Here is a 13,728-nt window from a genome sequence, read left to right as displayed (position 1 = left end):
GGTTGCAGCGGCAAGGCAAGTGCCGATTGCGATTCCGCCGCTGCAACAGTTTCGAGCCGATCCGTATGGACATGACCCCCACCGCCGACGATCTCGCCTTCGAAAGCGAAGTGCGCGCTTTCCTCGCCGAAAAGTTCACCCCCGACCTGCGCGAAGGTGCCGCCCGGCAGGCGGGTGTCTTTGCCGAGGGCGAACTGGCGCGCACCTGGCACCGCATCCTTCACGAAAAGGGCTGGATCGCGCCGACCTGGCCGCGCGAACATGGCGGGCCCGGCTGGACGCCAATGCAGCGCTATATCTACGAGCGCGAATGCGGCCTTGCCGGCACGCCTTCGCTGCCGGCCATGGGCATCGCGCTGTGCGGCCCGGTGATCATGGCCTTTGGCTCAGAGGCGCAGAAGGCGTTCTTCCTGCCGAAGATGCTGTCGGGCGAACATTACTGGTGCCAGGGCTTTTCCGAACCCGGTTCGGGGTCGGACCTCGCCTCGCTGCGCACCCGCGCGGTGCGCGATGGCGATCACTACGTGGTCAACGGCTCCAAGATCTGGACCACCCACGCGCACGAGGCGAACTGGATCTTCCTGCTGGTGCGCACCCGTGCTGAAGGGCCGAAGCAGGCGGGCATCAGCTTCCTGCTCGCCCCGCTCGACCTGCCCGGCATCACCGTCACGCCGATCCTGTCGATGTCGGGCGAACACGAAGTCAACCAGGTGTTCCTCGACAACGTGCGCGTGCCGGCCGAATACCTCGTCGGGGAGGAGAACCAGGGCTGGGAGATCGCCAAGTACCTGCTGACCTTCGAGCGCGGCGGCGGTTCCTCGGCGGGGCGGCTCAACGCCCAGCTGGCAAGGCTGAAGCAGGTGGCCAAGGAACAGCCCGGCGAAGACGGCGCGCCGCTGTGGGACGATCCGCGCTTTCGCGAACGCGTGATGCGGCTCGAAACCGAAGTGATGGCGATCGACTGGACCGAACGCCGCCAGATCGCCAGCCTGGCCGCCGGCGCCGTGACCAACGGCGCCACCGCCTCGATCCTCAAGCTTTCGGTCAGCGAAATGCTGCAGAAACTGGCGCAGCTCACCTCCGAGGCGCTGGGCAGCGATGCGCTGGCCGACCAGCGCCATGCGCTGGGGCTCCACGCCAACGAAGCGCCGATCGGCGGCGCGTACGCGCTGACGCCCACGGCGCGCTACCTCAACACCCGCGCCGCCACGATCTTCGGCGGATCGAGCGAGATCCAGCGCGGCATCATTGCCAAGAGCCTCGGGCTCTGACTTCGGGAGAGACGACGAATGGCCATTGCGGTTGCAGAGAACCTGTTCCGGGGCAGCGGCGCGGATGCCCGCCTGCTCGCGGGACGTTCACGGCAGAGCGGCAAGCTCGTGTTCCCCTGTCCGCAAGGGGCCGATGCCGATGATTACGATGTGGTCGAACTGGCGCGCGAAGGCACGCTGTGGTCCTACACCATCCAGCGCTTCAAGCCGAAGACTCCGTTCAACGGCGATGGCGATGAGGTGAACTTCAAGCCCTATGGCGTCGGCTATGTCGAACTGCCGGGGCAACTGATCGTCGAAGGGCACATCGTCGCCAACGATCTTGGCGCGCTGCGCATCGGCCAGCCGATGCGGGTGACGACCGAAGCCTATCGCACCACCGATGCCGGCGAAGCGGTGCTCACCTACGCGTTCTGCCCGGCAGACGAAGCCCACCGCCACGAACAGGCGAACGAAGGGGACAATTCATGAGCGACATCGTCATAGTCGGCGCCGGCATCCATCCGTTCGGGCGCACCGACGGCCGCACGGGCCTGGAGCAGGGCGTCTTTGCCATCCGCGAAGCGCTGGCCGATGCGGGCCTGGAATGGAGCGACATGGAGTTCGCCTTCGGCGGCTCCTCCGCGGCCGGATCGGCCGATGCCGTGCTGCCGCGCCTGGGCCTGACCGGCATTCCGTTCATCAACGTTAACAACGGCTGCGCCACCGGCGGATCGGCGCTGCTTTCGGGCTATGCCGCGATCAAGTCGGGCGAATTCGACATCGGCGTGGTCGTGGGTTTCGACAAGCATCCGCGCGGCGCGTTCAACGCCGATCCCGAAGCGTCGGGCCTGCCGCGCTGGTACGGTGAAACCGGCATGATGCTGACGACGCAGTTCTTCGCCAACAAGATCACCCGCTACATGGCGCTGCACGGCATCAGCCAGCGCACGCTGGGCCTCGTCGCCGAAAAGGCGTTCGACAACGCGGTTCATGCGCCCCACGCGTGGCGGCGCAGCCCGGTCGATCTCGATACCATCCTCAACGCGCCGATGGTGTCGGATCCGCTGACCAAGTTCATGTTCTGCTCGCCCGCCGAAGGCGGCGTCGCGCTGATCGTCGCCAGCGAGAAGAAGGCACGCGAACTGGGCCTTTCGGGCCCCAAGGTGCGCGGTGCGGCGATCCGCACGCGCCCGGTCGGAAGCTTCGAGGTGTTCGCCCCTGCGCTGGAGATCGAACGCGGCAAGTCGGCGGTCGAACTGGCTTCGGCCGCCACCTGGGAAATGGCCGGGATCGGCCCGCAGGACGTCGACGTGGCGCAGTTGCAGGATACCGAAAGCGGGGCCGAGATCATGCACATGGCCGAAAACGGCTTCTGCAGCGATGGCGAACAGGAACGCCTGATCGCCGATGGCGAAACGCGGCTGGGCGGGCGCATGCCGGTCAACACCGACGGCGGCTGCCTTGCCTGTGGCGAGCCGATCGGCGCCTCCGGCCTGCGCCAGGTCTACGAAAACGTGCAGCAATTGCGCGACCGCGCCAATGGCCGCCAGGTCGAAGGCGCGCGGATCGCCTACAGCCAGGTCTATGGCGCGCCCGGCCTTTCGGGCTGCGTGGTGCTGGAGCGCTGAACCTCTCCGTTACGAAGTGGCTGACGGGCAATCCCCGGCATTGTGGATGCAGTGCCGGCCGCCCCGAAGTGCACCTCGCTTGAATTCTATACCAAGTTGCATAAAGTAAGTGCAATTGCGATCCGGGGAGCGGGTGTGGACTTCCAATTGTCCGAAGAGCAGGTCCTGCTGCGCGAAGCGCTCGCGGGCACCCTGGCAAGGCTCTATGCTTTTGATGACCGCAAGGCTGCGCTCGAAGCCGAAGGCTGGCGGCGCGATGTGTGGACGATGCTGGCCGGCGAGCTCGGCCTGTTCGCCGCCGCCGAGCGCGAGGAACACGGTGGACTGGGCGGCGGCGCGGTCGATGTCATGGTCATCGCCGAAGAGATGGGCCGCGCCAACGCGCTCGAACCCTGGCTCGAATGCGTGGTGCTGGCCGGTGGGCTGCTGCGCGATGTTGTCGATGTCGACGAAGTGCGCGCCGGGATGATCGACGGCAGCCTGATCGTGGCGCCGGCGCTGTTCGAACGCGCGGCGCGCAGCAATCCGCACCGCATCGCCTGCCGCTTCCACGATGGCGCGCTGAACGGCGAAAAGACCGCCGTGGTGGCCGCGCCCTTTGCCTCGCACCTGATCGTTTCGGCGCGCGACGGGGCGAGCGAGGCTGGCCTGTACCTGGTGGAAGCTACGGCAAACGGGCTGGAACGGCGCGATTACCGGCTGGTGGACGGGCGGCCCGCGGCGGACGTGACGTTCACCGATACCCCGGCAAAGGCGCTGCAAATTGGCGCAGGCGCGCGCACCGCGATCGATCGCGCGCTCGACGCCGCGCTCGCCGCGCAATGCGCCGAGGCGATCGGCGTGATGACGGTGCTGCTCGACCGGACGGTGGCCTATACGAAGCAGCGCGAACAGTTCGGGCGGCCCATCGCCACGTTCCAGGTGCTGCAACATCGCATGGCCGACACGGCCGTGGCGATCGAGCGGTCGCGGTCGATGGCGGTGATGGCCGCGCTGGCGATCGACGGTGCGACGGGTGGCAACGGGCAGGATCGCACCCGCTCGGTCGCTGCCGCGAAGGCCTATGTCGCCGATGCGCTGCGGCTTGTCGCCGAAGGCGCCGTCCAGCTTCACGGCGGCATCGGCACCACCGACGAGATCGACGTGTCGCACTACTTCAAGCGCGCCTTCGTGCTGCAGCAGCAGTTCGGCACGGCGCAGTACCACCTTGCCCGGATGGCGGACCTCGACGCCTGACCCCGGTTCGGATGCGCGTTAGATTTCAGATGCCCTTGGCGATCTGACGCGCCCTCCCAAATTCGATAGTCGTCTCCCTCCGTCGGCGCGGCGTGACCGTATGGCGAGAAAAAAGCGCTGAAATACCGTGCATTAAGGTCGGGCGGGCGGGGCGTTTGAACTGCTCCTGCTGCCAATTCCAGCCTGCCGATACATATTGCATAACGTGCTAGAAAATGGTTCACTCCGTCAGGAGGAGAGGACAATGATCGACGCAACGACGTCGCTGCCGGAGTTCTTCGATCCTGCGGTGATCGAAGATCCGTTCGACTGGTATCGCGAAGCCCTGGCGCGCGGCCCGGTGGCGCGGATTGCCGGCGGCACCGTGCAGATGGTCCTGTCGCACGCGCTGGTGTCCGAAGCGGCCGGACGCCCGCAGGATTTCTCCAGCGATTTCGGCGCGCTGATGCGTGGCAACCAGGTGGCCGATCCCGAAATCGCCGCGATCGAGGCCGAAGGCTGGCCCACGGTCGATACCATGCTGACGGCCGATCCGCCGCGTCACACGCGCTTTCGCAAGCTGGTCAATCTCGCCTTCTCGATGCCCCGGGTGAACGCGCTCGAAGGCTCGATCCGCCAGATCGTCGACGGCCTGATCGACACGATGCTCGAACGCGGCACGGTGGAGTTCGTGCACGATTTCGCCGTGCCGCTGCCGGTGGCGGTGATCGCCGGGCAGATCGGCATGGAGAACGATGTCGCGCTGGTAAAGCGCTGGTCGGATGCCTTTGCCGATCGCCTTGGCGGCATGGCCAGCCGCGAGCGCGAGGTGGAGGCGACGCGGCTGATCGTCGAATACCAGCACTTCGCCAAGGCGCAGATCGATGCGCGGCGCAGGGATGGCCGGGGCGGGCAGCGGGGCCCCGACGATCTGCTGTCCGCCATCGTCAACGCGCGCAGCGAAGGCGAAGCCCCGCTCGACGATGCGGAGATCATGTCGGTGCTGCAGCAACTGATGGTTGCGGGCAACGAGACGACGACGTCGACGCTGGCCGGGGGCCTGCTGCTGCTGATCCGCCATCCCGATCAGCTGGCCAAGGTGCGCGCCAATCCGGCGCTGATCCCCAACATGGTGGAGGAGATGCTGCGCCTGCTTTCGCCGGTCGGCGGGCTTTGGCGCATCGCCACGCGCGATACCGAGCTTGGCGGCGTGCCGGTGACCAGGGGCGAGATGCTGATGCTGCGCTTCGCCGCAGCCAACCGCGATCCGGCGGTGTTCCCCGATCCCGACCATTTCGACGTCGAACGCAAGAACGCGCGCGTCCACCTCGCCTTCGGGCGCGGCATCCACATGTGCGTTGGCAACATGCTGGCGCGCAAGGAACTGGCGGTGGCGTTCGAGCGGCTGCTGGCCCGCTGCGACAGGTTCGAGCTGCCCGCCGGTGCCAACGATTTTGCCCATGTTCCGAACAAGTTGTTGCGCGGGCTCGCCGCGCTTCATGTGCGGGCGGTCCCCAAGGCCTGAGCCTAAGGCCTGGCCCTGGGGGGCTGACCCGCATGCCGTCCGCCGACCTGCAGACAGGCGGCGCCAAGAAGGGAGAGGAAGCATGAAGACGACCCGGCCAGGTTCCCCCTTGCGACTTTCCGCAAGCGCGCTGGCGCTGGCGACCATCGCCGGCCTTGCCGCGCCGGCGATGGCGGAGGAGGCTGCTCCACCCGCTGCGGACGCTGCCTCTCCCTCGATGGAGGAGATCATCGTCACCGCGCGCAAGAAGGACGAAACCCTTCAGGAAGTGCCGCTGACCGTCACCGCGCTCGGCGGCGCCACGCTTGAAAAGTACAACGTGACCAAGGTGGCCGACGTGGTCAGCCGGGTGCCTACGCTCAACGTGCAGGTCGGCGGCTCGGGTTCGGGCGGGCAGATCTCGCTGCGCGGCGTCGGCTCGTCGAACATTTCGGCGGCGTTCGATTCCGCCGTGGCGATCGATTTCGATGGCGTACAGATCAGCACGATGCGCATCGTCCAGTCGGGCTTCTTCGACACCGCGCAGATCGAAGTGCTCAAAGGGCCGCAGTCGCTGTTCTTCGGCAAGAGCGCGTCGGCCGGGGTGCTTTCGCTCAAGTCCGCCAACCCCACCTCCACCTGGCAGATGGGCGGCAAGGCCGGCTACGAATTCGAGGAGCACGGCTACCTCGTCAACGGCTATGTCTCGGGCCCGGTCACCGACACGCTCGGCATCCGCGTTGCCGCGCAGTACAACGATGCCACCCGCTACATCACGCTGCAGCCGGGGCCGGTCTATGCCAACGGCAAGTATCGCGGCCTGCGCGATTTCGTCGGCCGCGTCACTGCGGCGTGGGAACCTTCTGACGCCTTCCGCGCCAATCTGAAGGTGCAGTACAACAATTCGCGCGGCGATGGCGCCAACGGGCCGGGCGATGTCTATTGCGGCAAGAACGGCCGCGCGGACGAAGTCTACCTGCTGGGCGGCGCGGTGGCGATCCCGGCGGGCTATGACTGCAAGATCAACGGCCAGCCCTACTACCCGGACATCGCCCCGGCGCTCGCCGCCAAGCTGCCCACGTCGGGCGCGCCGATCACCAGCGTGGCGCCTTATTCCAAAAGCGACCTCTGGTTCAGCCGCCTCAGCATGGATCTGAAGCTCGGCGACAAGTTCACGCTCACCTCGGTCACCGGATACGTCGATCTGAACGCGTTCGATGTCGACAACTACTCCTATGCCGGGCTCGGGCCCGCCTTCTCGCTCATCCCGGGCGTGCCGCTCTCGGCGATTGCCCCGGCGCTCGCCGCGTCGAACGGCGCGGGCGTGCAACTGGGCGTCGGCACCGGCACGCCGCTCAACCAGACGCAGCAGTTCACGCAGGAACTGCGCCTTGCCAGCAAGCTGGATGGCCCGTTCAACTTCATGATCGGCGCGTTCTACGAACATCGCCGTTCGGTGTTCGATACCGCGCAGCAGATCCTGCCGATCTCGTTCATCGCGCCCGATCCCGTCACCGGCTACACCTCGGACTATCGCAAGCGGATCGTCACCAAGGGCGATGCCTGGTCGGTCTTCGCCAGCGCCAACTTCGACATCACCGACCAGCTCGAGCTGTCGGGCGGCCTGCGCTACACCAAGGAAAAGCGCAACCAGATCATCGACGTGCCCTATACGCACGCCTTCCTTGCCGCGGCCTTCGTGCCCAGCGGGTTCCGCGCCGGACCGATCCGCTTCGACGACGACAACTTCTCGCCCGAAGTCAGCCTGCGCTACAAGATCAACCCCGACGTCAACGTCTATGCCTCGTACAAGACCGGCTTCAAGTCGGGCGGCATCGACAACAGCGCATTGCCCACGCTCGGCCTGCTCAATCTCAACAGCAGCGATCCGGCGGTGAAGGCAGCGGCCGAATCCTCGCTCAAGTACAAGTCGGAAACCGCCAAGGGCGGCGAAATCGGCATCAAGTCGCAGCTCGACAACCGCACGATGACGCTGAACGCCTCGGCCTTCTACTACGTGTTCAAGGATCTGCAGGTGCAGAACTTCGACGCGGTGGCGATCCAGTTCATCACGCTCAACGCGGGCGAGGTCACCACCAAGGGGGCCGAAGTCAACTGGTCGTGGCGCACCCCGGTCGAAGGGCTCGCGCTGTCGGCCAACCTTGCCTACACCCGCGCGAAGTTCACCAAAACCTTCCTCAGCGGGCTGGGCCAGGATCTGAAGGGCCGCGATGCGCCGCGCGCGCCGCACTGGGCGGGCAACTTCGCCTTCGACTATGCCGCGCCGGTCAGCGATGCGCTCGAACTGGGGCTCAGCGGCAACTTCACCTTCACCAGCAGCTACCTCGCCGCGCAGGATTCGAACGACGATTACAAGCAGGACGGATACGTCACGCTCGATGGCTCGATCTCGATCGGCGCGCCGGGCGGGCGGTGGAAGCTGGCGCTGGTGGGCACCAATCTCACCAACAAGCTGTGGGTCAACACGGCGGGGGGCAGGCCTTTCCTCACCCCGGCAAGCGCTGCCACCGCTTCGCTGCCCGCGGGCGACGACAAGGTCCTGACGATGAACCGGGGCCGGCAGCTGTTCCTCGAAGCATCGTTCAAGTTCTGACGCGTGATCGCATGGCTGCTGCCGTCCTCTCCGGCAGCAGACGGGGGGCCGGTTACTGCAACCGGCCCCTTTCCTGTCAGGCCTTGGCGATGCCGCGCCCGAGGATATCGGCGGCAACCGCGGCGATGCGGTCGGGGTCTTCGTCGTCCCACACGGCGTAGCGCATGCCCAGAAACACGTTCATGCCCATGATCGCCCAGGCGTGGGCTTCTTCCAGATCGTCGCGCAATTCGCCGCGCGCGATGCCGGCTTCGAGCCGGTCGAGGATGCGGCGCGCGGTCGATCGGTAGTGTTCGCGATAGCTTTCGGGATCGACGAACTTGGCCTCGTCGATGATCTGGTAGATTTCCTTGTGCGTGGCGGCGAAGCGCAGGAAGCCGGTGAGCGCGACCCTCTCCTGTTCCAGTGCGGGGCGCGGCTCCTCCTGCCGCTGGCGCGCGGCTTCGCGCACGCGGGCGCTTAGATCGCCGACGAGCGCGCGAAAGATCGCCTCCTTCGAATCGAAGTAGGTGTAGAAACTGCCCAGCGCGGTGCCCGCGCGCGTGGTGATCCCGTTGATCGAGGCTTCGTGGAAGCCCTTTTCCCCAAACTCTATTTCCGCCGCATTCAATAGCTTGCGGAGCGTCTGGCGGCCGCGCTCGGTGCGCGGAACCTTGTCGGCGGCGGCGGGCGGGGCTGGGGCGGCTGTGCTCATCACGCAACAGCTAGACACGATCGATGGACGTGGCAATCGGTAGAAGTTGAAACATGGTTCAACATTCAATAAAGGTGGCGGCGAGGATTTTCACAGGGGAGAGTTTCGATGTCCAAGGCCCGCCTGCGTGCGCTTCAAACGTGTCCGTTCGTTCTTGCCTCGCTGATCTGCGCCGCGCCTGCCGTGGCGCAGGACAAGCAGGCGACCACCGCCAGCGCCGCCGATCTGGCGGACGAAGGTGGCATCATCGTTACCGCCCGGCGGCGCGAGGAGCGGCTGGTCGACGTGCCGATCGCGGTCACGACGCTGAGCGGCGACCAGCTGGCCAAGACCGGCGCGCTCGACATTACCGACGTGGCGCAGAGCGCGCCAAACGTGACGCTGGAAGTGTCGCGGGGCACGAACTCCACGCTTTCGGCCTTCATTCGCGGCATTGGCCAGCAGGACCCGGTTTCGGGCTTCGAGCAGGGCGTGGGCATCTACCTCGACGACGTTTACCTCAATCGCCCGCAGGCCGCCGTGCTCGATATCTACGAGGTGGAGCGCGTGGAAGTTCTGCGCGGGCCGCAGGGCACGCTCTATGGTCGCAATACCATCGGCGGCGCGGTCAAGTACGTGACCAAGCAGCTGCCGCAGGACTTTTCGCTCAAGCTGCGCGGCACGTATGGCACCTATGACCAGGCCGAGGGCGTGCTGACCGTTTCGGCGCCGGTGTCCGACCTGATCCGCGTGGGCGGATCGGTGGCGCGGCTTTCGCGCGGGGGCTTCGGCAAGAACCTGACGACCGGCCTCGACAACTACAACAAGGACGTGTGGGCCGGGCGCGGCACGGTGGAGATCGGCGGCTATGGCCAGCCGGTGCTCGTGCGCATTTCGGGCGACTATACCCGCGACAAAAGCAACCCGCGCGGCGGGCACCGCCTGATCCCGGGCCAGCTTTCGGGCGCACCGGTGCTGAAGGACGTGTTCGACAGCGAGGGTCGCCTCAACGACCCCAAGCAGGACGTCAAAGCCTATGGCCTGTCGATGAACGTGACGGCCGAACTGACCGATGCGCTGACGCTGCGCTCGATCAGTGCCTGGCGCAAGGACGACAGCGCATCCCCGATCGACTTCGACGCGCTGCCTGCGGTCGACCTTGACGTTCCGGCCTTCTACCACAACGAGCAGGTAAGCCAGGAAGTGCAGCTGCTGTGGGACAATGGCGGTGCGATCAACGCGATCGTGGGTGGCTATTACCTGACCGCCAAGGCCGACACGCAGTTCGACGTGCGACTGTTCACCACGGTGCCCGGGCTGACCGCCTTTACCGAGGCGAACGTCGATACCGACACCTGGGCGGTGTTCGGCGAAGTGAACGTGGACTTCACCAGGCAGCTGAGCCTGACGCTGGGCGGGCGCTATACCTGGGACGAGCGCAAGGCGAAGATCCTGCGGCAGAACTATCTTGGTGGCGGCTCGCCCGTGTTTGGCGGGCTTGGCGTGCCGTTCGGCTTGGCCAGCACCAATTTCACCGGCCGCGCGAGCTATACCAAGTTCACCCCGCGCATTTCGCTGAGCTTCAAGCCGACGCCCGACCACAACCTCTATGCAAGTTTCAGCCAGGGCTTCAAGGGCGGCGGGTTCGACCCGCGCGGCGTGGGCTTGAACGCGCCCGACACCAATGGTGACGGCGTGCGGTCCGACGCCGAGGTTGCCCGTTACCTGAGCTTCCGCCCCGAATCGGTCGACAGCTACGAAGTGGGCTACAAGGGCAACCTTTGGAACGGCGCGCTGTTCGTCGCCGTGGCCGCGTTCCGCATGGACTACAAGGACGTGCAGATCCCCGGCTCGGCGGGCTGCACCGTGGGCGGCGTGCCCACCTTCTGCGGGATCATCACCAACGCGGGCAAGGCGCGGTTGCAGGGGCTGGAACTTGAGGCCAACGCTCGGCTGGGGCGCGACCTGATCGGCGCGGGCGACACGCTGCGCCTGTCGGGATCGCTCGGCTACATCGATGCCAAGTACCGCGAATACGTGACGCAGATCGCCGGGAAGGGGCCGACGGACGTGGCCCAGTATCGCAAGGTGCAGAACACGCCCGAGTTCACCGGCAATGCCACGCTGGCCTATGCGACGCCGCTGGGCGAGGGCGACCTTTCGCTTTCGACCACGTGGTCCTATCGTTCGAAGACCTACCAGTTCGAAGTGCCCAATCCCTATATCGACCAGAAGGGTTACGGGCTGTGGGATGCCAGCGTGGTCTATACCGCGCCGGGTGGCCGCTGGAGCCTTGGCGTGCACGGCAAGAACCTGCTCGACAAGCATTACAAGACTTCCGGCTACACCTTCATCGCCGCCAATCCGGAAACCGGCGAGATCCTGAAGAAGCCCGACGGTTCGCTGATCCCGACGCTGGGCAAGGAAGGCACGCTGACCGCGTTCTATGGCAACCCGCGCCAGGTGTTCGTGACGGCCACGCTGAAGTTCTGACGATCTGCCCCAGGGCAGGCGGCTCCCCCTCCCTCCGGCCGCCTGCCCGCCCCAACCCCTCCCGCGGGCGGGAGGGGAGAAGGGCATGGCCCTCCCGCTTGCGGGAGGGGAGAGGTCTTGCGGGAGGACAGGAGACGATGATGGACTATTGCGTCCACCGCACGCGCAGCGCGTGCGGGCGGCTGGGGCTGGCCGCGCGGATCTATCCCGGTCCGGTGTCGGGCGGCGCGGCGATGCCGCTGTTGCTGATGCACGGGCTGACCCGCAATGCGGCGGATTTCGAACCACTGGCGGCGCATCTTGCACGCCGGTATCGCCTGATCGTGCCCGACCAGCGCGGGCGGGGGCTGTCCGATCCCGATCCCGAGCCGGACAACTATCGCCCCGATGTCTATGTGGCGGACATGATGGCGCTGCTGGCCGAGCTTGGCGTCAAGCGCGCCGGGTTGATCGGCACGTCGATGGGCGGGTTGATGGCGATGATGATGGCTGCCGCGCAGCCGGATCGGTTTCCCACGTTGGTGCTCAACGACGTGGGGCCGGTGCTCGACGCCGAAGGGATCGCGCGGATCCAGGGCTATGTCGGGCCATCGGGCGCGATGGCCGATTGGGACGCGGCGGCGCGGACTTGTGCCGCGATCAACCGCGCGGCCTTTCCCGATTACGATCACGCGGACTGGCTGGCCTTTGCGCGGCGGACGTGCCGCGCAGGCGATGAGGGCGTGGCCTTCGCCTATGACCCGGCCATTGCGCGCAGCATCGGCGGCGATGCGCCCGCGACGGTGCCGCCGGACCTGTGGCCGCTGTGGGATGCGCTCGATTCGCTGCCGGTGCTGGTGGTGCGCGGCGAGCTGTCCGATCTGCTTTCGCGCGAGACGGTCGCGGCAATGCGCGCGCGCCATGCAGGGCCGTTCGCGCTTGCCGAAGTGCCGCGCGTGGGTCACGCTCCAATTCTCGATGAAAAAGAAGCACTCGACGCGATCGAGCGCCACCTTGGGAGAACCGTGACCTGATGCATGCCCCCGCAAGCCCGCCGCAAGCCAGTACGACCACTGCTGCACTGCCCGCCCGCCCCGCGCTCGTCCTTGGGATGTTGCTCGTGGTCTATGTCCTCAACTTCGTCGACCGGCAGATCCTCTCGATCCTGGCGGCGCCGATCCAGGCCGAACTCGGCATCAACGATGCGCGCATGGGCCTGCTCGGCGGCATGGCCTTCGCGCTGCTCTATTCCACGCTCGCCGTCCCGCTCGCGCTCGTGGCGGACCGCGTCAGCCGCACTTGGGTGATCACCGGCGCGCTGGTGGTGTGGAGCGTGTTCACCGGGCTTTGCGGCATGGCGCAAGGCTTCTGGCAGCTGTTCGCCGCGCGCGTGGGCGTGGGCGTGGGCGAAGCGGGCGGCGTGGCGCCGTCCTACGCGCTTATCGGCGATTACTTCCCCAGCGAAAAGCGCGCCTCGGCGCTGTCGATCTATGCGCTCGGCATTCCGCTCGGCTCGGCCATCGGCGTGCTGGCGGGCGGGTACATCGCCGCGACGATCGACTGGCGCGTGGCCTTCCTCGTCGTCGGCGGGGCGGGGGTGCTGCTGGCGCCGATCTTCCGCCTGCTGGTGCGCGACCGGCCCCGGCCGGCAGGGCAGGCCATCGCCGCGCCGCCGCGCCTCGGCGCCGTCGCGCGCATCGTTTTCGCCAAGCCCTCGTTCTGGCTGCTGACGTTCGGCGCCACGGCCAGCTCCATGCTCGGCTACGGCGTCGGTTTCTGGCTGCCCAGCCTGCTCCAGCGCTCCTACGGGCTGGACCTGATCGAAGCCTCGTACTTCATCGGCGGGCTGCTCCTGCTGGGCAGCGTCAGCGGCATGGTGCTGGGCGGGCGCGTCGCCGACCGCCTCGGCCAGCGTGACCGCGCCTGGTTCGGCTGGGTTCCGGCGATCTCGTTCATCGCCGCAGTGCCGCTCTACGTGGCCGGGATCCTCAACGACGACGTGTGGATCGCCTTCTTCCTGTTCCTGATCCCGCAGGCCTTTGCCTATGTCTGGCTGGGGCCGGTGCTCAACGCGATCCAGCACCTGGTCGAACCGCCCGCCCGTTCGCTGGCGAGTTCGCTGTTCCTGCTGATCAACAACCTGATCGGCCTTGGCGGCGGCATCTATGCGCTGGGCGCGTTGTCGACGGCGCTGAAGCCGCACTACGCGGAAGAGGCGCTGCGCATGTCGATGCTGTTCGCACTGGGGCTGCTGGTCGTGGCTTCGGCGCTGATGGCGCTGGCGGGGCGATCGCTGCGGCAAGACTGGGTGGACGAGCCCCAGGGTTGAGGCCCGTCCACCTTTTCACGCCCGTCCACCTTTTCACACT

10 protein-coding genes are annotated in these 13,728 nt (G+C 66.7%); 9 read left to right on the top strand and 1 reads right to left on the bottom strand.

Annotated features, from left to right (window positions below; translation table 11 throughout):
- The first annotated feature begins 71 nt into the window (after positions 1-71).
- From HHL27_RS17645 to HHL27_RS17620, 6 genes are all read left to right on the top strand, one after another.
- Positions 72-1,271, top strand: a complete 1,200-nt coding sequence (locus tag HHL27_RS17645) for an acyl-CoA dehydrogenase family protein (protein ID WP_338114937.1) — start codon at positions 72-74, stop codon at positions 1,269-1,271.
- Between the two features lie 18 nt (positions 1,272-1,289).
- A complete protein-coding gene (locus HHL27_RS17640) occupies positions 1,290-1,742 on the top strand; it encodes a Zn-ribbon domain-containing OB-fold protein (protein ID WP_169494705.1) in 453 nt (150 codons plus the stop codon).
- Positions 1,739-2,881 carry a thiolase family protein gene (locus HHL27_RS17635; protein WP_169494704.1) on the top strand — a complete coding sequence of 381 codons (1,143 nt, stop codon included), beginning with the start codon at positions 1,739-1,741 and terminating at the stop codon, positions 2,879-2,881. The genes HHL27_RS17640 and HHL27_RS17635 overlap by 4 nt, the downstream gene beginning before the upstream one ends.
- A gap of 135 nt (positions 2,882-3,016) precedes the next feature.
- Positions 3,017-4,117 carry an acyl-CoA dehydrogenase family protein gene (locus HHL27_RS17630; protein WP_169494703.1) on the top strand — a complete coding sequence of 367 codons (1,101 nt, stop codon included), beginning with the start codon at positions 3,017-3,019 and terminating at the stop codon, positions 4,115-4,117.
- A gap of 244 nt (positions 4,118-4,361) precedes the next feature.
- Entirely contained in the window at positions 4,362-5,621 is a 1,260-nt protein-coding gene (locus tag HHL27_RS17625) for a cytochrome P450 (RefSeq protein WP_169494702.1), read from the top strand.
- A gap of 82 nt (positions 5,622-5,703) precedes the next feature.
- Positions 5,704-8,214: a TonB-dependent receptor gene (locus HHL27_RS17620; protein WP_169494701.1), complete on the top strand. Its 2,511-nt coding sequence runs from the start codon at positions 5,704-5,706 to the stop codon at positions 8,212-8,214.
- A gap of 76 nt (positions 8,215-8,290) precedes the next feature.
- On the opposite strand, the gene HHL27_RS17615 is transcribed toward HHL27_RS17620, so the two are convergent.
- Positions 8,291-8,908 carry a TetR/AcrR family transcriptional regulator gene (locus HHL27_RS17615; RefSeq protein ID WP_169494700.1) on the bottom strand — a complete coding sequence of 206 codons (618 nt, stop codon included), beginning with the start codon at positions 8,906-8,908 and terminating at the stop codon, positions 8,291-8,293.
- A 108-nt stretch (positions 8,909-9,016) separates the two neighbouring features.
- On the opposite strand from HHL27_RS17615, the gene HHL27_RS17610 reads away from it, so the two are divergent.
- From HHL27_RS17610 to HHL27_RS17600, 3 genes are all read left to right on the top strand, one after another.
- Positions 9,017-11,380, top strand: a complete 2,364-nt coding sequence (locus HHL27_RS17610; RefSeq protein WP_169494699.1) for a TonB-dependent receptor — start codon at positions 9,017-9,019, stop codon at positions 11,378-11,380.
- Between the two features lie 140 nt (positions 11,381-11,520).
- On the top strand, positions 11,521-12,393 hold the full coding sequence (locus tag HHL27_RS17605) for an alpha/beta fold hydrolase (RefSeq protein ID WP_169494698.1): 873 nt from the start codon (positions 11,521-11,523) through the stop codon (positions 12,391-12,393).
- Complete coding sequence (locus HHL27_RS17600; RefSeq protein WP_169494697.1) at positions 12,393-13,688, top strand: spinster family MFS transporter; 1,296 nt, start codon at positions 12,393-12,395, stop codon at positions 13,686-13,688. The genes HHL27_RS17605 and HHL27_RS17600 overlap by 1 nt, the downstream gene beginning before the upstream one ends.
- The last annotated feature ends 40 nt before the right edge of the window (positions 13,689-13,728 follow it).

Origin of the sequence: Novosphingobium olei, assembly GCF_012927405.1 — a bacterium.
GTDB classification, from domain to species: Bacteria; Pseudomonadota; Alphaproteobacteria; order Sphingomonadales; family Sphingomonadaceae; genus Novosphingobium; species Novosphingobium olei.
The sequence above is the reverse complement of the archived record's forward strand: the minus strand, read 5'-3'. Positions and strand labels throughout refer to the sequence as shown.

Bases quoted from the DNA above. Each gene is read 5' to 3' on its own strand.
- HHL27_RS17645 (WP_338114937.1), top strand. From the start codon at position 72: ATGACCCCCACCGCCGACGATCTCGCCTTCGAAAGCGAAGTGCGCGCT.
- HHL27_RS17640 (WP_169494705.1), top strand. From the start codon at position 1,290: ATGGCCATTGCGGTTGCAGAGAACCTGTTCCGGGGCAGCGGCGCGGAT.
- HHL27_RS17635 (WP_169494704.1), top strand. From the start codon at position 1,739: ATGAGCGACATCGTCATAGTCGGCGCCGGCATCCATCCGTTCGGGCGC.
- HHL27_RS17625 (WP_169494702.1), top strand. From the start codon at position 4,362: ATGATCGACGCAACGACGTCGCTGCCGGAGTTCTTCGATCCTGCGGTG.
- HHL27_RS17620 (WP_169494701.1), top strand. From the start codon at position 5,704: ATGAAGACGACCCGGCCAGGTTCCCCCTTGCGACTTTCCGCAAGCGCG.
- HHL27_RS17615 (WP_169494700.1), bottom strand. From the start codon at position 8,908: ATGAGCACAGCCGCCCCAGCCCCGCCCGCCGCCGCCGACAAGGTTCCG.
- HHL27_RS17610 (WP_169494699.1), top strand. From the start codon at position 9,017: ATGTCCAAGGCCCGCCTGCGTGCGCTTCAAACGTGTCCGTTCGTTCTT.
- HHL27_RS17605 (WP_169494698.1), top strand. From the start codon at position 11,521: ATGGACTATTGCGTCCACCGCACGCGCAGCGCGTGCGGGCGGCTGGGG.
- HHL27_RS17600 (WP_169494697.1), top strand. From the start codon at position 12,393: ATGCATGCCCCCGCAAGCCCGCCGCAAGCCAGTACGACCACTGCTGCA.